Origin of the sequence: Aeromonas sp. 600282, from assembly GCF_049175755.1 — a bacterium.
In the GTDB taxonomy this organism is placed as follows: Bacteria; Pseudomonadota; Gammaproteobacteria; order Enterobacterales; family Aeromonadaceae; genus Aeromonas; species Aeromonas veronii_A.
Genome location: NZ_JAAKVR010000027.1, coordinates 1 through 19,372 on the forward strand (window position 1 = coordinate 1; position 19,372 = coordinate 19,372).

Sequence of the window (19,372 nt, forward strand, 5' to 3'; positions counted from 1 at the left end):
GCGTCCTTAGCTCAGCTGGTTAGAGCATCACCTTGACATGGTGGGGGTCGGTGGTTCGAATCCACTAGGACGCACCAGATTATAAAAAGCCCGCTCATCGAGCGGGCTTTTTGCATTCTGCCATGCAGCCACTCCCCTGCCCCGCCAATCCGTTCAGCACAATTCGGCAATGGCGCAGAGCCTTGTTCCCATAAAAAACCCGTGTCATCCGATAAACGACACGGGCCGGATAGATGCCGCCAGCGCCTCAGCTCTGCACGGCAATCTCGTACTTCTTTATCTTGCGATAGAGGGTGGCAATCCCAATCCCCAGCGCCTGTGCGGCCAGTTTCTTGTTGCCGAGCCGCTGCAGGGTCTCTTCTATCATCTGTTTCTCCATGCTCTCAAGGCCGCTCTCACCCGGAACGGGTTCAGGCAGTTTCTCCGGCGTGGCAGCGAGCGGAACAGTGGCAGGTACATTGAACGCCGCATCCAGATTGGTCACCGGGATCGACTGGGCCGCCACGCGATGGGGCTCCTGATTGCGGATAATGTTGGGGGGCAGCAGGCTGGCGTCAATCACCTCGCCCGCCTGGCTGACGTTGACCAGATATTCGATGAGGTTGCTGAGCTCACGGACGTTGCCCGGCCAGCGATACCCCTTGAGCAGCGCCATCACCTCGGGTGCCAGACCAGGATAGACGATGCCAATGCGGCTGGTGTGCAGGTTGAGGAAGTAGTGGGTCAGCAGCTCCACGTCCCCTTCCCGCTCCCGCAGTGGCGGCAGGTTGAGGGGGATGACGTTGATGCGGTAGTAGAGATCTTCACGAAACTTCCCCTCGGCGATGTATTGATCGAGATGCTGGTGGGTGGCGGCGATGATACGAATATCCACCGGCACCGGCCGGCTGGCCCCGATGGGAGTCACCTCCCGCAGCTCCAGCACCCGCAGCAGCTTGGCCTGCATGGTCAGCGGCATGTCGCCAATCTCGTCGAGGAACAGGGTGCCCTGATGGGCCGCCTGGATCAGGCCCTGTTTGCCACCGCTGGAAGCGCCGGTAAAGGAGCCCTTCACATAGCCAAACAGCTCGCTCTCCAGCAGTTGTTCGGGAATGGCGGCGCAGTTGATGGCGATGAACGGCTTGTCCTGACGCGGACTCAGGCGATGGACAGCGCGGGCCACCACCTCTTTACCGGTGCCGCTCTCGCCACAAATCAGCACGCTGGAGGGGCTCTGGGCGATGCGGTGCAGCAGTCGCTTGAGGGTGCGCATCGGCTTGCTCTCGCCGATCAGCTGATCGATCCGCACATCCGGATCCGGCTCCTGAACCTGACCGGAGTGGGACTGGTGAAACGCCATCAGAAAGAGCTGCTGGCCCTGCACATGATGTAGCTGGCCGATGATCAGCTCCTGACGACCTTCAAAGGTGATGATGTGCTGAAGATGACCACTGAGCCCCTGTTGGGAGAAGGTGAGCGGGCGGATCCCCACTTCGCGCCCCTGCAGCTGTTCCTGCTGGCAACCCAGATGATGGAGTGCCACCTCGTTGGCGTAGAGCAGTTGACTCTTCTCATCGAGCAGCAGGCAACCCTGATCCATGTTGGTCATCAGATTGAGGAACACCTTGTTGACCCCGTCCGACAGCCCGCGTGAATCGAGCAACTTGGCTACAAAGATGGTGGAGATGTGGCGCACATAGTCACATACATCCTGCAGATTGTTGTTGAGGCGCGCCTGCTGCTCGTCGCTGAAGGCCACCAGACTGATCACGCCGATGCAGCGCTCGTCCACCATGATGGGCACCCCGAGGAAGGCGCGCTCACGGCAGCTCTCCTTGCAGGTACAGCCGTCACACACGGGATCATCGCTGGTGTGGGTAACGATCTTCTCCCGCTGGTTATCAATCACATAGCGCAGCAAGCGGGAATCCCCCTCCAGCTGACGTCCGAAGAACTTGCCATAAGGCCCGGTGCCAGCCACCCGAACCATATCGGCATCCACAATCTCGACCTCAAGCTGCAGCACACTCGCCAGCATCTTGGCAAAGCGCAAGATGGTCGGCTGGATCTGCATCAACAGACACTGGTTGCTCACGGATCTCATCCATCATTCCTTTTTGTTCTTGTTATCCTCCCCCTAAAGGGAGTCATGCTGGCCAGATACTAAGGGATATCAGGGGGAACTACTTCGGGGGGGATCACGAAAAGGGAAAATGATCCGTATCCTCCGTGACTTCAGAGGCACAGATAAAATTCAATAAAAACATAAAGATGAAAACACATGCAGCAAGATAAACCACTCGGTTCAGCCAAGCCTGCTGATCTGCGGAATCCATCGACAAATCATGCTGAAGGTGGGGAAAACAGCCACTGAAATGGCATTTGGCTCACGCGCCACGTACCTGTTTCAAGACTTGACACTCATGGTCGAAATCCGCTTTATCTTGCGGCTGAATGTAACTTTGCCAGCGGGCAAACAGCTCGGCCGTCGGATATCGATGCAGACGAATACCGGTGCGATAGAGTTTGGGAAAGAGCGGGTCTGGCTGGGATCTCACGACCAGACCGCGCAGCTTCTCGCCAGAGGGAATGGCAATCACCAACTCATCCCCCTCTTTCAGCCGTATGGCCCCCAGAATACCGATGCCGCCGATGGCTATGTCGCGCACTACCACATAGGGTACCGGATTGAGCAACTCCAGAAACCAGTTGCGACGGCTGCATTCTGCCTTGTAACCACCACCACTGAGGATAAAACGGCGGTGTCTGCGCCAGTCATAACCGGTAGGCAATGCCGGGTCATAGCGCGATTTTGCCTGCCCAACAGGATCAGATTGCTCACTTGTACTCATCCGGTTTCCCTCACTGGCATTGGTTGAACAGTGTCAGTCAGCTCTTTTTCATACTATAGCTGTCGCCGTTAGGCCCGGGGCTCTGGGGCCGGATACGGGGACGACAGATATATTACGGAGGCAATGATGGACAGAGATGGCATGGAAGAGCTTGCTGATCCTGATAGGCTAACTTTCCCCTGCAAGGATGAGATGCGAACGACTGTGACTCGGTTCGATCAAGCAATTGACCAGTGAGTCGCACCGCCGCAGCGATGCAATCTGACTTAGCCAGGCAGATGAAGTGCCAACCAAACCGCTAGCGGGATCACCAGCACAGAGAGGGCATTGCCGCCGAGCACGATACTGGCCACCTTGTCCGGCTGACAGTGATACTGCTCGCAGAGCATGTAATTCAAGACCGCAGGGGGCAAGGAAACCGACAACATCAACAGCGGGATCCACTCCGTCTTGAGCGGCAACAGCCAGATCGCCAGCAGCAGCGACAATCCCCCCGCCAACAGATAGAGCAGGTTGCACTTGAGCGCGAGGCCAAGGTGATCAAGCTCTCCCTCCATCAGGCGAATGCCCAGCGCAAAGAGCATCAGGGGCACCGAGATCTGGCCGAGCAGCGAGGCCGTGGTCACCACATATTCCGGCAGCGCAATGTGCAGGTTGGCCACCAGCAAACCGGCCAGCGCGGCCCACAACACAGGGCTGCACAGCCACAGCCAGCGGGAGGTATTGGCCGAGAGGATAAACATGCCGACCGAAAAGTGCAGCAGATTGGAGAGCACAAAGAGGATCACGATGGCCCCCAATTGCTGCTCGCCAAACGCCAGCACCATCAAGGGGATACCGAGATTGCCGGTATTTCGGAACATAGCGGGCAAGATCAGCGCTGCCCGCTCAATCCCTTTGAGTTTGAGCAGCGCGAGCAGCAGACCGGGTAACAGGATAACCAGCGCCCCCGCCGCAATCAGCGGCAGATGCTCCGCCAGCGCCAGCGGATACTTGACCAGCGCGGAGAAGACCAGCGCCGGGGTAAACAGCTCGATATTGGCCCGATTGACGTAACCGAGCGCAGCCCCCGGTCGCAATCGCCCGTAGAGTGCACCGAGCCCGACCACACCGAACACCGGAATGACGATATTGAGCAAGGCGCTGAACATGGGCTGCGTCCGTTACAGTTCGCGGGCCGGTTTGCCCATCAGCACCACCGGATCCAACGTCACTTCCAGTGCGCCGTTACTGACCCAGAGCTGACCATCGGAGATAGTGCAGGTGAGCTGCATGGTTCGCTCGACCATGGCGGTCAGCGGCAGAGTCTGGCTGTCGGAGAGTTCGATGATGCTGAGGTTGTCATGCTGGCTCAGCTTGCCCTGGTTCTGCTTCCACCAGACGCTGGTGCCACGACCGCCGTAGAGATAGAGCACCACCTGACGGGCGCGGTTGCAGGCTTTTTTGAGCCGTTTTTCATCGGGTTGGCCCAGCTCGATCCAGAGCTCAATTTCGTCCGAGTAGTTCTTGCACCAGAGCTCGGGTTCGTCATCGGCGCTCAATCCCTTGGTGAACTCCAGTCGCTCGGCAGCGTGCCAGGCAAAGGCCGCCAGCCGGATCATCATCCGCTCATCGGTTTCGGAGGGGTGGCGCGCCAGCGTGAGGGAGAAGTCCTGATACAGATTGCGATCCATATCAGACAAACTGATCTGGGCCTTGAATACGGTTGCCTTGAGAGCCATAGAAAACCTTGAACACCTGGATTAGAGAAGGGTGAGTGGGAAATACGGGCGCCAGTGTAATCAAAATCGGCGGCAGGTTCGACCATCCTGACCAAAGATTTCCCCTTCCCTGCCGGGATAAGTGCTTTAAAAAACACAAAAAACAAATGCCAGTCCGAAGACTGGCATTTGGCGGCATGAGAAGCGACTCACTTCTCGGCGGACTGTACCCCGAACGCGTTCAGCAGCATGCAACAGGTCACTGCCACCGCCACGAATCCGCTCAGAAAGATAAAGGGCATGGCCCCGTATCCCAGTACTGTCCAGATGGTGTGTTCAAGAAGACTCATTGTTGTGTCCTTCATCCGGTGAAAGGTGTGTTCCTTCTGGCGGATATTGGCTCCGCTCTTGATGCCTCCATTTGACCTCAATCAGCGGTTGGGTCCTATGCCACCAAAGTGATAAATGCAGGGTTCATTTGCGCTAGATCAAGATTTTTGGCCAAATATCCATGCAGTTCAAGCAATTACCATCACCAATCTAGGATAGACACAAACACGGCAGAATAAAAAAACGCGCCGGATGGCGCGTTTCTTGGAAAGCACAGACAAGGGATCAGTTGTCGCACAGATCGCTTGGCATGTCCTGACGCAGGCGGGTCCACAGCTTGCCGGACTCGATACCGTACTGACGCACCGTCATGAACACGGCTTCGTGGTTCTTGGTCTCGGCCAGATTGAGCAGAGTCTTGTAGTAGGCATCTGCGGTCTCGCGAGCCTGCTTGTCGGAGAAGTAGTAGCTGCCGACCCGGCTGTACAACCCTTTGAAACCGTTCAGGATCAGGGCGTAGATCGGATTGCCGGAAGCAAACGCCAGCTGGTGGTGCAGGCGATAATCGAACTCGGCATAAGCCTGTGCGTTGTTCTCGACCCCATCGGCGCCACGCAGGATCTCGGCGGCCTGTTCCGGATTGTGACGGATCGCCCCGCGAATAAAGATGGTGCAGATGTGAGTACGGGCTGAGAGCAGCTGAGCTATCAGATCAGGTACCTTGTCCTGATCCAGACGGGCCAACGTCTCCAGAATATTGAGGCCGGAGGTTTCCCAGAAATTGTTCACCTTGGTCGGCTTGCCATGCTGTATGGTCAACCAGCCATCACGGGCCAGTCGCTGCAGCACTTCGCGCAAGGTAGTCCGCGTCACCCCGATCAACTCGGATAATTCACGCTCGGCGGGCAGAATAGATCCGGGAGGAAAGCGATTGTTCCAGATGGACTCGATGATGTATTCCTCGGCAAACCCAGCTGGGCTCTGCGCTTTTATAACCATGAATTGACTCTGTTGTAATGCGTAAAAAGGCTGACGAATGATATCAAAGCGATGATGGCTGGCAAGCATAAGGTCAGTCCTCTGCTCACATATGGCAAATATAGTGTTGGGAATATGTATCTAATCGCCACGAGGGAGCCAGCCAACCCCGACAAGGTGGTTATAAAACAGACAGATGGGCAGAGATCCATCGGCTATCATTTATAATCGTCACGCTTTTTGATTAAAATCACGAGGAATCAGACAGATAAAGGCCAACATCGGGAGGCACAGGTCGAATCATCCTTGACTGCATAGAAGCAGATCCTAACAACAAAGTTGAGACCCATTATCATGCCAATAAGCCTAGGGCAGGCATTCGCCAAGAACTTCTTGGGCAATGCACCACAGTGGTATAAAAGCGCCATCTTGCTATTTCTGGTGATCAATCCGATCGCCTTCCACCTTGATCCTTTCATTGCGGGCTGGTTACTGGTCGTTGAGTTTATCTTCACCCTGGCCATGGCCCTCAAGTGCTACCCCCTGCAACCGGGTGGTCTGCTCGCGATCGAAGCCGTGTTGATCGGCATGACCTCCGCCGATCAGGTCAAACACGAGCTGGTCGCCAATATCGAAGTGCTGCTGTTGCTGGTGTTCATGGTGGCAGGCATCTATTTCATGAAGCAGCTGCTACTCTATGTCTTCACCAAGCTGCTGATCGGCGTTCGCTCCAAGATCCTGCTCTCCCTCTCCTTCTGTCTGGTCTCCGCCTTCCTGTCAGCTTTTCTCGATGCACTGACGGTCATTGCCGTGGTGATCAGCGTTGCCACCGGTTTCTATGCCATCTATCACAAGGTCTCTTCCGGCAAGGAGTTTGGTCACAGCCATGACCATACCGATGATAAGGAAGTCGCCGAGCTCAATCGCCAGGATCTCGACGATTTTCGTGCCTTCCTGCGCAGCCTGATGATGCATGCCGCTATCGGGACCGCGTTGGGCGGTGTCTGCACCCTGGTGGGCGAGCCGCAAAACCTCATCATCGGCGAGCAAGCCAGCTGGAACTTCGCCGAATTTGCCATTCGCATGTCCCCCGTGACCGTCCCCGTCTTTATCTGCGGTCTGCTGACCTGCGTGTTGGTGGAGCAGTTTCGCTGGTTTGGCTATGGCGCCCGCTTGCCGGACACAGTGCGCGCCATCATGGAGGAGTACAACCGCTACGAAGAGGCAAAACGCAGCCCGCAAGACAAGGCCAAGCTGATCGTTCAGGCATTGATTGCGGTCTGGCTGATCGTCGGTCTGGCCATGCACCTGGCAGCCGTTGGTCTGATTGGCCTCTCGGTCATCGTGCTGGCCACCTCCCTGACCGGGATCACCGAGGAGCACTCGCTGGGTAAAGCCTTCCAGGAGGCACTCCCCTTCACCGCCCTGCTGGCGGTCTTCTTCAGCGTGGTCGCCGTCATCATCGATCAGCAGCTGTTCAAGCCGGTGATCCAGCTGGTACTGGCTGCCAAGCCGGAGAACCAGCTGGCTCTCTTCTATCTGGCCAATGGGGTGCTCTCCATGGTCAGTGACAACGTCTTTGTCGGAACCGTCTACATCAACGAAGTCAAGACTGCCCTGCTCAATGGCGCCATTGACCGCGCCCAGTTCGATCTGCTGGCGGTAGCCATCAACACAGGTACCAACCTGCCATCGGTCGCCACCCCCAATGGTCAGGCCGCCTTCCTGTTTATGCTCACCTCGGCATTGGCGCCGCTGCTGCGCCTCTCCTATGGCCGCATGGTCTGGATGGCGCTGCCCTACACATTGGTGCTGGGGCTGATCGGCTTTTTCTCTGTCGAATTGCTGCTTGGTCCTGCCACTGAGTGGTTCTATCAGCACGGATGGCTGGTGATGGAGAGTGCGTTGCCAGCGGTACAGCCGGCACTGCATTAATCCGTTGCGACGGTTTCCGAGGGCCCTTTCAGGGCCCTTTTCTTTTCGGTTCCGCTCTGCTCTAATTCAGCCACTGTTTTTTCTGAGAGATCAATGAGATGATCGAGTTTCTCCGCCGTATCGCCGCCCATCGGCTGGCCTGGGGTCTGTTGGCAGCATCAGCCCTGTTCCTCGAGTTGTGCGCCCTCTTCTTCCAGCATGTGCTGGGCCTCTCCCCGTGCGTGATGTGTGTTTACGAACGGTTGGCGACCCTGGGTGTGCTGGCCGCTGGACTGCTCGGCATGGTGGCGCCGGATAAGTGGTATGTTCGCTGGAGTGCCATGTTGCTGTGGGGCTACAGTGCCTTCCGCGGCTTCCAGCTGGCCCTCAAGCATGTGGACTATCAGGTCAACCCCTCCCCGTTCAACGTCTGCAGCCCGTTTGCCGACTTCCCGAGCTGGGCTCCGCTCGATCAGTGGCTCCCCTGGCTCTTTATGCCGGAAGGGGATTGTGCCCAGATCACCTGGCAGTTCTTCGGTTACTCCATGCCCCAGTGGCTGGTCGTCATCTTCGCCGCTTACCTGTTGGTCTTCACCGTAGTGGCCATCGGCAATCTGGTGAAAGGGCGTTGCTGCAACTGATCATCATGGCCGTGTGGAGATAAAAGGGGGGAGCCATGATGGCTCCCCCCTTTCTCGTTCTGGCTGACCGTATTTCTGGTTACGCCCTGGCAGTGCTCATCTTGGCCTTGACCGCGCCAATTACCATGGGCAACAGGGAAATACCGATGATGCCGAAGATCAGCAGGGTAAAGTTGTGACGCACCACCGGCAGGTTGCCAAAGAAGTGGCCCGCATAGACGAACGACAGCACCCACAGCAGGCCGCCAACCAGGTTGAACGCCAGGAAGCGCGGATAGGTCATGGCCCCCATCCCTGCCACGAACGGCGCAAAGGTACGCACGATAGGCAGGAAACGGGTGATGATGATGGTCTTGCCACCATGTTTGGCATAGAAAGCGTGGGTCTTCTCCAGATAGTCGCGGCGGAAGATTTTTGAATCCGGGTTGCGGAACAGCTGCTCGCCAAAGAAGTGACCAATGGTGTAGTTGACCACATTGCCCAGCACGGCAGCAATGATCAGCACGACCGCCAGGGTATGGACGTCCAGCACGCTGCCCACGGTAAGCGCACCGGCGGCAAACAGCAGGGAGTCACCCGGCAGGAACGGCGTCACTACCAACCCGGTTTCACAGAAGATGATCAGAAACAGGATGGCGTAAACCCAGACGCCATAGTTCTCGAACAGCTCTTTCAAATGCACATCAACGTGCAGGATAAAGTCGATTGCAAAGAGGATCAGATCCATTTTTCCATACCCATAAAGTGAACGGCGTGGAGTCTACGCCAATGCCATCCGGGCGACAATCACCGGGCCAGCCTCTTTTTCATCCTGCTGTGCCCACCTTCAAATGAAACCGTTTTTCCGCTTCCTTCGAGGGTGGGAGCATAAAGAGAGAAGCCGAGTATGGTGTTGAAAAGGTGAACTAGGAGGCCTGTTCCAGATCGCTGCGCACTGCAGGGGGCAGGCAACGCTCCCAGCCCCATAGCAACACCAGCAGCAGGGTCACATCATCGAACCAACCCAGCAAGGGCACCACGTCGGGGATAAGATCCACCGGACTGATGCCATAGAGCAGGATAAGGATCACCAGTCCCCTTGCCCACCAGGGGGTACCGGGATGGCGAAAGCCCTGATAGAGACGACGAAGTCGTTGCCAAATCAGCCAGCGTTTACGGCTCATGATTCGATCAACTCGCTGCGCAGCCGCTGGATCTGATCCCGCAGTGCCGCCGCCTGTTCGAACTCCAGATCCCGGGCATGTTGGAACATCTGCTCCTCCATCCGCTTGATCTCTTTGGCAATCTCGCTGGCAGAGCGGACATGGTATTCCCCTTGCGGCTCGGCTGCCTTGCGCATCCCCTTGCCAGGTTGGCCTGCCGTGCGGCTGCCTCCCATGTCCATCACATCGCCAATGGATTTGTTGAGCCCTTTGGGGGTGATCCCATGCTTGAGGTTATGGGCATGCTGCAAGGCGCGGCGCCGCTCGGTCTCCTCAATGGCTACCTTCATCGAGTTGGTGATGGTATCGCCGTAGAGAATGACCTTGCCGTTGAGGTTACGCGCCGCCCGGCCGATGGTCTGGATCAGCGAGCGGGTCGAGCGCAGGAAGCCCTCTTTATCCGCATCCAGAATCGCCACCAGCGACACCTCCGGCATGTCGAGACCTTCCCGCAGCAGGTTGATGCCCACCAGCACATCGAACTTGCCAAGGCGCAGATCGCGGATGATCTCCACCCGTTCGACCGTGTCGATATCAGAGTGGAGATAGCGCACCTTGACGTCGTGCTCCGCCAGATACTCGGTCAAGTCTTCCGCCATCCGCTTGGTCAGGGTCGTGACCAGCACCCGTTCCTCGACGGCGACCCGCTTGCGGATCTCGGAGAGGAGATCGTCCACCTGCGTGGTCACCGGACGCACCTCGATCTCCGGATCGAGCAGGCCGGTTGGGCGCACCACCTGCTGCACCACATCGCCGCCGGATTTCTCCAGCTCGTAGGGGCCGGGAGTCGCCGAGACAAACACCGTCTGCGGCATCAGCGCTTCAAATTCGTCGAACTTGAGTGGCCGGTTGTCCAGCGCCGAGGGGAGCCGGAAGCCGTACTCCACCAGGGTCTCCTTGCGGGAGCGGTCCCCTTTGAACATGGCGCCAATCTGCGGCACCGTGACGTGGGACTCATCGATGATGAGCAGGCCATCCCCTGGCAGGTAGTCAAACAGGGTGGGCGGCGGCTCCCCCGGCGCACGGCCGGAGAGGTAGCGGCTGTAGTTCTCTATGCCAGAGCAGTAACCCAGCTCCTGCATCATCTCCATGTCGAACTGGGTGCGCTGGCTGATGCGCTGCTCCTCCACCAACTTGTTGAGAGACAACAGTTGCTCGCGGCGACTGCGCAGCTCCTCCTTGATATGCTCTATGGCCCCCAGAATGGTCTCGCGCGGGGTGGCGTAGTGGGTCTTGGGGTAGATGGTGTAGCGCACTACCGTCTGCTCGATAGCGCCGGTCAGGGGATCGAACTGGGAGAGGCGCTCCACCTCTTCATCAAACAGCTCTACCCGCAGCGCCAGCTTGTCAGATTCGGCAGGGTAAATATCGATGACTTCACCGCGCACCCGGAAGGTGCCGCGCTGGAACGCCATGTCGTTACGGGTGTACTGCAGCTCGGCGAGACGGCGCAGGATATCCCGCTGGTTGATCACATCCCCCACTTTGAGATGCAGCATCATGCTCAGATAAGCCTGGGGATCCCCCAGACCATAGATGGCCGACACCGAAGCAACGATCACCACGTCGCGCCGCTCCAGCAGAGCCTTGGTGGCGGACAATCGCATCTGCTCGATGTGATCGTTGATGGAGGCATCCTTCTCTATAAAGGTGTCGGTGGTCGGCACATAGGCTTCGGGCTGGTAATAGTCGTAGTAGGAGACGAAATACTCCACCGCGTTATCGGGGAAGAACTCCTTCATTTCACCATAGAGCTGGGCGGCCAGGGTCTTGTTGGGAGCCAGGATCATGGTCGGGCGGTTCAAGGTGGCGATGACGTTGGCCATGGTGAAGGTCTTGCCCGAACCAGTCACCCCTAGCAGGGTCTGATGAGCCAGCCCCGACTCGATGCCATCCAGCAGTTGGGCAATCGCCGCGGGCTGATCCCCGGCGGGTTGAAACTGGCTGGCTAACTTGAACAATTTGCTCATGAACACTCCCGACACAAAACAGCAGAGGAGCAGTGTAACCGAGGGTTTGGCAGCGGTACACCCGTGCCATCATCCCGCGAATGGCTTGACCACCCAGGACACCTTCTGTATGATGCTCCTCCTTGCCTGATGTTCCCCCGTAGTTCAGTCGGTAGAACGGCGGACTGTTAATCCGTATGTCACTGGTTCAAGTCCAGTCGGGGGAGCCAAATTCCTCACCATCTCGGTGCAAGTTATCCACTTTAGTGCCCTCTCCAGCCAATTTTAATGCACAAGATCCTTCTTGCTGCTGACGCTCCCTTTTGTTACCCGTCCCGGCTCGACAGAGTTTTCTCCTGTCGCATCTAACTATTTGATTTTTATACAAACATTTTTCTTCCGGTATTTTTTGAACAGCCCTTGCATCCCAGTACTGGCGCGGCTTTCAGGGCGATGAACAAGTTTCATAAACAGGGTTATCCACAGATTCTGTGGGTAAGTGCAGCAAGCCCTGTCAGGACGCGGGATTGCCTGTTATCCCCTGCAACAGGAGACCATTTTACAGGCTAACCTGATTTTATTCTGTTTTGTCCCACCCTCTGTAACTGTTGATTAACAGGCTCTATTGGCACTTTCCGGAGATATCTTTTTGCCAGCCCTTTCCCCATATGGGAATGACGCTAGTATCTCGTCATTTGACTCTTTTACGACCAAGAGAGCCCCAGGTTGAATCTGCTGAAACCGATCTGTGGCGAAGCGCTAGACAGCAGAATCTAAAATCTCACCCATGACAGTGCAAGCCCGGCTGCAACCAGCATGTTTCACTAATTGACAACGGGAAGGAGAGCAAAAATCACCTGCTTTTTTCCGATGCTCCCCTTATCCCGCCGCCTGCTCATTAAATAGCGTCCGATAACTTCCGATTAATCCCCCCTTATGCTTCTTTATTAGTGATAGATACGGCACAATATCGGCCCCACTTTTTTCCTCGGTTTTTCCGGGCATGACTATAGATTTTGTGACACTGCTGCATCAAAGCGACTCCCTGCTGCTCTTCGTGGTATTGGCCTTCGGCCTGCTGCTTGGCAAAGTGCGGATTGGCAACTTCCAGATTGGCAACACCATAGGTGTGCTGTTTACCGCCCTGCTGTTTGGCCAGATGGGCTTCGAGTTTACTGCCACCACAGAAAACGTCGGCTTTATGCTGTTCATCTTCTGTGTGGGGATTGAGGCTGGCCCCCACTTCTTCAGCGTCTTCCTGCGCGATGGCATCCACTACATCACCCTGACTCTGGTGATCTTGCTGACAGCTCTGCTGCTGACAGTGGGGCTGGCCAAGTTCTTCAATCTGGGGCCGGGCATGGCGGCGGGGATCCTGGCGGGTTCCCTCACATCGACCCCGGCGCTGGTGGGTGCACAGGATGCCCTGCGCAGTGGTCTGCTCAACCTGCCCCATCAAACCGATATGCAGGCGGTACTCGACAACATGGGCATCGGCTACGCCCTGACCTATCTGGTGGGTCTGGTGGGTCTGATGCTGGTGGTGCGCTATCTCCCGTCACTGGCACGACTCGATCTCAATACCGAAGCGCAAAAGATCGCCCGTGAGCGGGGTCTCTCCGACAGCGACAGTCGCAAGACCTATCTACCCATCATCCGCGCCTATCGGGTTGGCCCCGAACTGGCAGCCTGGATCGGTGGCCGTACCCTGCGGGAGACCGGCATCTACCCCCATACCGGCTGCTATGTTGAGCGGATCCGCCGCAACGGTATTCTCGCCAGTCCCGATGGGGATGCCGTCATTCAGGAAGGGGACGAGATCGCCCTGGTGGGCTATCCCGAGAGCCACGAGAAACTGGACGTCAACTACCGCAACGGTAAAGAGGTATTTGATCGCAACCTGCTCGACCTGCAGATCGTCACCGAAGAGATAGTGGTGAAAAACGACGCCGTGGTCGGCCGCCATCTGGTGGAGCTCAACCTCACCGAGAAAGGGTGCTTCCTCAACCGGGTGGTACGCTCCCAAATCGAGATGCCGTTCGATCGCAACATCATGTTGCAAAAAGGCGATGTGCTGCAGATCAGCGGCGAGAAACAGCGGGTCAAACTGCTGGCCAACAAGATCGGCTTTATCAGTATCCACAGCCAGACCACAGATCTAGTGGCTTTCACCACCTTCTTCGTGCTCGGCTTGCTGATCGGCTCCGTCTCGCTTGTGTTCGGCCAGATTGAATTTGGCCTCGGCAACGCCGTCGGTCTGCTGTTGGCTGGTATTCTGATGGGGTATCTGCGGGCCAACCACCCCACCGTGGGTTACGTACCGCCCGGAGCCCTGCGACTGGCCAAGGATCTCGGTCTTGCGGTCTTTATGGTGAGCACCGGCCTCAAGGCGGGTGGCGGCATTCTGGATCACCTGAGCGAAGTGGGTGCCGTAGTGCTCTTCTCCGGCATGTTGGTCACTACCCTGCCGGTGCTTGTCGGTTATCTGTTCGGGGTCTGGGTATTGAAAATGAACCCGGCGCTGCTGCTCGGCGCCATCACTGGTGCCCGTACCTGCGCCCCCGCCATGGATGTGGTCAACGAGGCCGCCAACAGCTCCATTCCGGCGCTTGGCTACGCAGGTACCTATGCGGTGGCCAACGTGATGCTGACGCTGGCAGGCTCCTTTATTATCGGCTTCTGGTTCTAACCAGTAACCATCAAATTACCGCTAACAAAGAAGGGAGCCTCAGGCTCCCTTCTTGCTATCTGCCTTTCTCCCAAGATGCGAAGCAGGCTTATTGGTGTGATCTCACCTGACACCAACCATCAGCGCTGAACTCTGCCCCCTATCCTACAATGGTTGACGCTCTGCTCTGCTCTGCTCTGCTCTGCTCTGCTCTGCTCTGCTCTGCTCTGCTCTGCTCTGCTCTGCTCTGCAATGAGTGATGGCAGATCACGGAAACAAAAAAAGCGCCCTGAGGCGCTTTTTTCATATCAACCGGATAATCATGCTTTGAACTTGCTGAACACCAGGGAGGCGTTGGTACCGCCAAAGCCGAAGCTGTTGGACATGACGGTGTTGAGCTCGGCCTCTTCGTACTCGCGCACGATGGGCAGACCTTCGGCCTTCTCGTCCAGAGTCTCGATGTTGATGCTGGGAGCGATAAAGCCGTGCTCCATCATCAGCAGTGAGTAGACAGCCTCGTGCACGCCGGCAGCGCCGAGCGCATGGCCGGTCATCGCCTTGGTGGCAGAGATCTTGGGACCGTTGGCACCAAACAGAGTCTGGATGGCTTCCAGCTCCTTGGTATCGCCAACCGGGGTGGAGGTACCGTGGGTGTTGATGTAATCAACCTTGCCAACCCCCTGCATTGCCATCTTCATGCAACGCACCGCGCCTTCGCCGCTCGGCGCGACCATGTCATAGCCATCGGAGGTAGCACCGTAACCGGTCAGCTCGGCATAGATGTGAGCACCACGGGCCAGCGCATGTTCCAGCTCTTCGATCACTAGGATGCCGCCGCCACCGGAGATAACGAAACCATCGCGATTCGCATCATAGGTACGGGAGGCTTTTTCCGGCATGTCGTTGTACTTGGTGGAGAGGGCCCCCATGGCGTCAAACTGGATGGTAGAGGACCAGTCCAGCTCTTCACCGCCACCGGCGAAGACCACATCCTGTTTGCCAAGCTGGATCAGCTCAAGCGCGTGACCGATGCAGTGAGCAGAGGTGGCGCAAGCTGAACTGATGGAGTAATTGACACCCTTGATCTGGAACGGGGTCGCCAGGCAAGCAGAGGTTGTGGAGGACATAGTGCGCGGCACCATGTAAGGGCCCACACGCTTGACCCCTTTCTCGCGGGCGATGTCCACAGATTCCGAAGTGTTCTTGCCGGAGGCACCACCTGAACCGACCACCAGGCCGGTACGCTCGTTGGAGACCTGATCTTCCGCCAGACCGGCATCTTCAATGGCCTGCTGCATGGAGAGATAGGCGTAGGCCGCAGCGTCGCCCATGAAACGCATGACTTTACGGTCGATCAGTTCAGACGGATCGAGTTTGATGTTACCCCAGACACGGCTGCGCAGATTGTGCCGCTCGAACTGCTCGGAATAGGTGATGCCGGATTTACCTGCTTTCAGGGAGGCCAGCACTTCTTCCTTGTTGTTGCCGATACTGGAGATGACGCCGATACCGGTGATCACTGCTCTTCTCATTAATTCATCTCGTCTGGAAAAACTGGCGCCAAGTCTACCCGCTTTCGGCTGCCAAACTGGTCTGCTTTCACGTAGAATGCCCGCGATTTTGTGACGCGAGCCGAGGAAAACGTGAGTCAAACATCCTTACATCATGCCCGATTGGACTGGAATGAAGCGGGAACTCCTGTCTCCAGTGACTTCGGGGATGTGTACTTTTCCAATGATAACGGTCTAAGTGAAACCCGCTACGTCTTTTTGCAGCAAAACCGGCTACCTGCGCGATTTTCGCACCACGATAGTGACAGTTTCGTGATAGGTGAAACAGGTTTCGGCACAGGTCTTAACTTTCTGGCGACAATGCAAGCCTTCCTGGAACAGGCGCCCCAATCCGGTAACGGCTCCCGTCTGCACTTCATCAGTTTCGAGAAATACCCCCTGACCCAAGACGATCTGCGCAAGGCGCTGGCCGCCTGGCCTGAACTTGGCCACTTGAGCCAGGATCTTGTCGCCCAGTGGCCACTGCCGGTTTCCGGTTGCCACCGCCTGCATTTTACGGGTGGCCGCATTCGCCTCGATCTCTGGTTTGGCGACATCAAGGATATGCTGCCGCAAGTGCCTCACCGGGCAGAGGGGCTGGTGGATGCCTGGTATCTGGATGGTTTCTCCCCAGCCAAGAACCCGGAGATGTGGACACAGGAGCTGTTTGATAGTCTCGCTCGCCTCGCCCGTCCCGATTGCTCCATCGCCACCTTTACCTGTGCCGGTTTTGTCCGTCGCGGCCTGATTGCCGCCGGTTTTGCCATGAAGAAGGTGAAGGGCCACGGTAGCAAGCGGGAGATGCTGGTGGGGGATCGCACCGACAAGCAGCCGCAGCAGACCATAGCCCCTTGGTATGCCCGTCCTGCCGGACGCGCTGGCGAGGTAGTGATCATCGGCGGCGGCATTGCCTCGGCCATGACGGCGCTCTCTCTGGTGGAGCGGGGCCGCAAGGTGACGTTGTTGTGTGCAGATGGCGAACCGGCCACCGGCGCCTCCGGCAACCGCCAGGGCGCGCTCTATCCGCTGCTCAACGGCGAGCACGATGCCCTGTCACGCTTCTATTCGCTCGCTTTTGGCTATGCCCGCCAACGGCTACTGGCGTTGGCCGCGCAACATCCCATCGCTTTTGCACTGTGCGGGGTAACCCAGCTCGGTTATGACGACAAATCGGCAGCCAAGCTGGCGAAAATGAGCCAGGGCCCCTTCCCCCCCGAGCTGATGTATCCCCTCTCTACAGCAGAGGTAGAGCAGGTGGTTGGCCTGCCCTGTGGCCACAGCGGCGTCAGTTACCCGCTGGGAGGCTGGCTCTGTCCGGCCGATCTCACCCACGCAGCTATCAAAGAAGCGCAAGCCAGCGGGCTGCTTGAGGTGGCGTTCAATACCGAGGTGGTCGCTATTACTGAACTGGCCGATGGCTGGCAAATAAAAAGCCAGGATGGCCGCCACTGGCAGGCCCCCAATCTGGTGGTCGCCGCCGGTCACCAGTTGCCATCACTGCTCCCCTTTGCCGAGCTGCCGCTCTATCCGGTACGCGGTCAGGTAAGCCATGTGCCGACCTCAACCAGCCTGAGCCGGCTTAATACCGTGCTCTGCTACGATGGCTACCTCACGCCAATGCACAACGATCAACACTGTATTGGTGCCAGCTATGGCCGTAACCAGAGCAGCCTTGAGTTTCGTGCCGAGGAGCAAATCCAGAATCAGGTGCGCTTGCAAGCCTGCCTGCCGGAGCAAACCTGGCCCGCCGAGGTGGATGTGAGCGGCAACGAGGCGCGCGTGGGGGTGCGTTGTGCCAGCCGGGATCACCTGCCGGTGGTGGGGCCAGTGGCCAGATTGCAAGGTCTGGCGGATCATTATGTGCAGCTGCAGCATGAACAGCACAACGCCCAGCCGCTCCCCCTTCACCCCGGCCTCTATGTGCTGGGGGCGCTCGGTTCGCGGGGTCTCTGCTCGGCGCCGCTCTGTGGCGAGCTGCTCGCCAGCGAGATCTGCGGTGAGCCCCTGCCGCTGGCAGCCGATCTGCTGGAAGCGCTCCACCCGGCCCGCTACTGGGTACGCAAGCTGCTCAAAGGCAAGGCGCTGGTCTAAACTTGGCGCTGTCTGCAATGAAATGGCCGCCCGATGGGCGGCCATTTCAGATGTTGAATCGTGCCATATTGACCGGGTTTGGCAGGGCTTCGCACCTCCAGACAGCGTTCACTTGGGCCAATGCACCCCGAGCTGTTCGCCGTAACCCGTCTGACGCTGGAAATCGTCTACCCGTGCCTTAACCTTGTTCAATTCGCCACTGCCCGCAGCCCAGGCGGCATAGCGCAACGCCTGGCAATCTGCATGGCCTGGTAGTGCCGCAATCGCCCCGCCCACCTGATTTCCGCCTTGCAGCACCATCTCTTTGAAACGGGATTCATAGTCAAACATGCTGGAGAGCAGCCGACCCCAGCGCTGGCGAGCAGGGTCACTCCCCTCCGAACTCTGACGCCAGCGGGGCAACAATACAGTGGCATGAGTCGTTACCGTTACCCGTTTGAGCTGGCAACGCCCCGGCAACTGGTCGGTTTCCAGCTGCCAGTCCACCTGATAACTCGCCTTGCCGAGCACAGGCTTGCCATTCACCTTGGGGGCACTCTGAGCAATGGCGCGTGCCAGTTGATCTGGCTGGGCAGCACTTACCTCATAAAAACGGACATTGATGCGGGACTCTGGCACCACTTGCGGCCGGCTCGGCTGAGCCTGACTCATCAGGGGCAACAGCAACAGCACGCTCCCCACTACTCCATAAACCTTGCTGACCATGCCAGACTACCTTCCTTGATTGCACGGGCGGAGTACCAACCTTGGTGAAACCCACCGCCACACAGATGACGGGTATAGCCTATGTGTGACCAAGAGGCGGCGCAATACAATGATGAGCCCAGAAATCAGAGCAAGCTCACAGGTTGCGTGAGCAAAGTATGGCACAAGGATGAAACTGTATTTTTATTGAGCAGGACGACTGATGCGCTGCCAGTCGAGGTGATAGTTTTTCACATTGATGTCATGACCATCTATCTGAATGAAATGATCATTTTTAAGACGGTTGGCAAAAAAGTCCTGATCTGCCCCCTCATTGAGCCACAGCTCGCAAAGTCCCCGTTTTCCCTCTTTGGCATAAAATCTCGGGGTGACCAGCAACGCGACCCCATCTACCCGGATGGCATGACGGGCCAGACAGTTTGCTTCGGTGGTTTTGGATGCCAGCGCGGCAAAACGGGCTTTGTTCCCCTCGGCAACCACCAGTACGCCGTAAGAGTGAGGAGCCATGAGACGCCGCATGGCGACCGCCTGATGAGGACCGGTTTGATGAAAACCGTCATTGGTTACCGCAAACACGCAAGTAGGTGAAAATAGCATCGCGAGCAGGAAAAGAGAGCGTTTAATGCCTGAAAAATCACCAATCACCATATAAAAGCCTCAAAAGACAACCAAGGCTGGCAAGGGTAGGTAGCCAAACCCGCTGGGTAAAGTACCTTTACCTTTCTTTAATTCTGTTCATGGGGTTAAACGTTGATTTAGCTCACACAACATCCTGTTTCCAGTCGCCACTCTACCCCTATCGGAATAGACTCC

At 57.3% G+C, this 19,372-nt stretch carries 16 protein-coding genes and 2 tRNA genes; 6 read left to right on the top strand and 12 right to left on the bottom strand.

Going from position 1 to position 19,372, the window contains the following annotated elements; all coding sequences use genetic code 11:
• Window positions 1–77 (top strand) — tRNA-Val (locus tag G5137_RS19655).
• 170 nt (window positions 78–247) lie between these two features.
• Here G5137_RS19655 and G5137_RS19660 read toward each other — a convergent pair.
• The 6 genes from G5137_RS19660 to fadR all read right to left on the bottom strand — a co-directional run bounded on the left by G5137_RS19660 (window position 248) and on the right by fadR (window position 5,860).
• The gene (locus G5137_RS19660) at window positions 248–2,083 is read right to left on the bottom strand and encodes a sigma 54-interacting transcriptional regulator (RefSeq protein WP_227342775.1); all 1,836 of its coding nucleotides are present in this window, start codon (window positions 2,081–2,083) and stop codon (window positions 248–250) included.
• Window positions 2,084–2,366: 283 nt separating this feature from the next.
• Window positions 2,367–2,831 (bottom strand): hypothetical protein, encoded by a 465-nt coding sequence (locus G5137_RS19665; RefSeq protein ID WP_076491525.1) that lies wholly within the window; start codon window positions 2,829–2,831, stop codon window positions 2,367–2,369.
• A gap of 266 nt (window positions 2,832–3,097) precedes the next feature.
• Complete coding sequence (locus G5137_RS19670; RefSeq protein WP_421255851.1) at window positions 3,098–3,982, bottom strand: AEC family transporter; 885 nt, start codon at window positions 3,980–3,982, stop codon at window positions 3,098–3,100.
• A gap of 12 nt (window positions 3,983–3,994) precedes the next feature.
• Entirely contained in the window at window positions 3,995–4,552 is a 558-nt protein-coding gene (locus G5137_RS19675) for a YaeQ family protein (RefSeq protein ID WP_005336887.1), read from the bottom strand.
• Between the two features lie 188 nt (window positions 4,553–4,740).
• A complete protein-coding gene (locus G5137_RS19680; RefSeq protein ID WP_005345965.1) occupies window positions 4,741–4,881 on the bottom strand; it encodes a TIGR02808 family protein in 141 nt (46 codons plus the stop codon).
• Between the two features lie 265 nt (window positions 4,882–5,146).
• Entirely contained in the window at window positions 5,147–5,860 is a 714-nt protein-coding gene (fadR, locus tag G5137_RS19685; RefSeq protein WP_026034983.1) for a fatty acid metabolism transcriptional regulator FadR, read from the bottom strand.
• A 333-nt stretch (window positions 5,861–6,193) separates the two neighbouring features.
• Here fadR and nhaB point away from each other — a divergent pair, with 333 nt between their 5' ends.
• Entirely contained in the window at window positions 6,194–7,774 is a 1,581-nt protein-coding gene (gene nhaB, locus G5137_RS19690) for a Na(+)/H(+) antiporter NhaB (RefSeq protein WP_204419054.1), read from the top strand.
• Between the two features lie 98 nt (window positions 7,775–7,872).
• On the top strand, window positions 7,873–8,394 hold the full coding sequence (gene dsbB, locus G5137_RS19695) for a disulfide bond formation protein DsbB (protein ID WP_005336895.1): 522 nt from the start codon (window positions 7,873–7,875) through the stop codon (window positions 8,392–8,394).
• 79 nt (window positions 8,395–8,473) lie between these two features.
• Here the strand turns inward: dsbB and G5137_RS19700 are convergent, their stop codons facing one another.
• The 3 genes from G5137_RS19700 to uvrB form a co-directional block, all read right to left on the bottom strand.
• Window positions 8,474–9,121, bottom strand: a complete 648-nt coding sequence (locus G5137_RS19700) for a DedA family protein (RefSeq protein WP_158111158.1) — start codon at window positions 9,119–9,121, stop codon at window positions 8,474–8,476.
• A gap of 178 nt (window positions 9,122–9,299) precedes the next feature.
• Window positions 9,300–9,557 carry a YkvA family protein gene (locus G5137_RS19705; protein WP_005360976.1) on the bottom strand — a complete coding sequence of 86 codons (258 nt, stop codon included), beginning with the start codon at window positions 9,555–9,557 and terminating at the stop codon, window positions 9,300–9,302.
• Window positions 9,554–11,566 (bottom strand): excinuclease ABC subunit UvrB, encoded by a 2,013-nt coding sequence (gene uvrB, locus G5137_RS19710; protein ID WP_421255852.1) that lies wholly within the window; start codon window positions 11,564–11,566, stop codon window positions 9,554–9,556. The genes G5137_RS19705 and uvrB overlap by 4 nt, the downstream gene beginning before the upstream one ends.
• Before the next feature lie 133 nt (window positions 11,567–11,699).
• On the opposite strand from uvrB, the gene G5137_RS19715 reads away from it, so the two are divergent.
• Window positions 11,700–11,775, top strand: a tRNA-Asn gene (locus tag G5137_RS19715).
• Between the two features lie 773 nt (window positions 11,776–12,548).
• Window positions 12,549–14,234: an aspartate:alanine antiporter gene (locus tag G5137_RS19720; RefSeq protein WP_005345980.1), complete on the top strand. Its 1,686-nt coding sequence runs from the start codon at window positions 12,549–12,551 to the stop codon at window positions 14,232–14,234.
• Between the two features lie 299 nt (window positions 14,235–14,533).
• Here the strand turns inward: G5137_RS19720 and fabB are convergent, their stop codons facing one another.
• Window positions 14,534–15,745 carry a beta-ketoacyl-ACP synthase I gene (fabB, locus tag G5137_RS19725; protein WP_421255853.1) on the bottom strand — a complete coding sequence of 404 codons (1,212 nt, stop codon included), beginning with the start codon at window positions 15,743–15,745 and terminating at the stop codon, window positions 14,534–14,536.
• Window positions 15,746–15,835: 90 nt separating this feature from the next.
• Here fabB and mnmC point away from each other — a divergent pair, with 90 nt between their 5' ends.
• Window positions 15,836–17,854, top strand: coding sequence for a bifunctional tRNA (5-methylaminomethyl-2-thiouridine)(34)-methyltransferase MnmD/FAD-dependent 5-carboxymethylaminomethyl-2-thiouridine(34) oxidoreductase MnmC (gene mnmC, locus G5137_RS19730; RefSeq protein ID WP_421223801.1), 2,019 nt, complete (start codon window positions 15,836–15,838; stop codon window positions 17,852–17,854).
• Between the two features lie 108 nt (window positions 17,855–17,962).
• Here the strand turns inward: mnmC and G5137_RS19735 are convergent, their stop codons facing one another.
• Window positions 17,963–18,559 carry a DUF922 domain-containing protein gene (locus G5137_RS19735; protein ID WP_216953506.1) on the bottom strand — a complete coding sequence of 199 codons (597 nt, stop codon included), beginning with the start codon at window positions 18,557–18,559 and terminating at the stop codon, window positions 17,963–17,965.
• A 183-nt stretch (window positions 18,560–18,742) separates the two neighbouring features.
• Window positions 18,743–19,207, bottom strand: a complete 465-nt coding sequence (locus tag G5137_RS19740) for a hypothetical protein (RefSeq protein WP_421173185.1) — start codon at window positions 19,205–19,207, stop codon at window positions 18,743–18,745.
• Between the last annotated feature and the right edge of the window lie 165 nt (window positions 19,208–19,372).

Bases quoted from the DNA above. Each gene is read 5' to 3' on its own strand.
- uvrB (WP_421255852.1), bottom strand. From the start codon at position 11,566: ATGAGCAAATTGTTCAAGTTAGCCAGCCAGTTTCAACCCGCCGGGGAT.
- fabB (WP_421255853.1), bottom strand. From the start codon at position 15,745: ATGAGAAGAGCAGTGATCACCGGTATCGGCGTCATCTCCAGTATCGGC.
- G5137_RS19680 (WP_005345965.1), bottom strand. From the start codon at position 4,881: ATGAGTCTTCTTGAACACACCATCTGGACAGTACTGGGATACGGGGCC.
- G5137_RS19700 (WP_158111158.1), bottom strand. From the start codon at position 9,121: ATGGATCTGATCCTCTTTGCAATCGACTTTATCCTGCACGTTGATGTG.
- G5137_RS19675 (WP_005336887.1), bottom strand. From the start codon at position 4,552: ATGGCTCTCAAGGCAACCGTATTCAAGGCCCAGATCAGTTTGTCTGAT.
- G5137_RS19735 (WP_216953506.1), bottom strand. From the start codon at position 18,559: ATGGTCAGCAAGGTTTATGGAGTAGTGGGGAGCGTGCTGTTGCTGTTG.
- G5137_RS19665 (WP_076491525.1), bottom strand. From the start codon at position 2,831: ATGAGTACAAGTGAGCAATCTGATCCTGTTGGGCAGGCAAAATCGCGC.
- nhaB (WP_204419054.1), top strand. From the start codon at position 6,194: ATGCCAATAAGCCTAGGGCAGGCATTCGCCAAGAACTTCTTGGGCAAT.
- G5137_RS19670 (WP_421255851.1), bottom strand. From the start codon at position 3,982: ATGTTCAGCGCCTTGCTCAATATCGTCATTCCGGTGTTCGGTGTGGTC.
- fadR (WP_026034983.1), bottom strand. From the start codon at position 5,860: ATGGTTATAAAAGCGCAGAGCCCAGCTGGGTTTGCCGAGGAATACATC.
- G5137_RS19705 (WP_005360976.1), bottom strand. From the start codon at position 9,557: ATGAGCCGTAAACGCTGGCTGATTTGGCAACGACTTCGTCGTCTCTAT.
- dsbB (WP_005336895.1), top strand. From the start codon at position 7,873: ATGATCGAGTTTCTCCGCCGTATCGCCGCCCATCGGCTGGCCTGGGGT.
- G5137_RS19660 (WP_227342775.1), bottom strand. From the start codon at position 2,083: ATGAGATCCGTGAGCAACCAGTGTCTGTTGATGCAGATCCAGCCGACC.
- G5137_RS19740 (WP_421173185.1), bottom strand. From the start codon at position 19,207: ATGGTGATTGGTGATTTTTCAGGCATTAAACGCTCTCTTTTCCTGCTC.
- G5137_RS19720 (WP_005345980.1), top strand. From the start codon at position 12,549: ATGACTATAGATTTTGTGACACTGCTGCATCAAAGCGACTCCCTGCTG.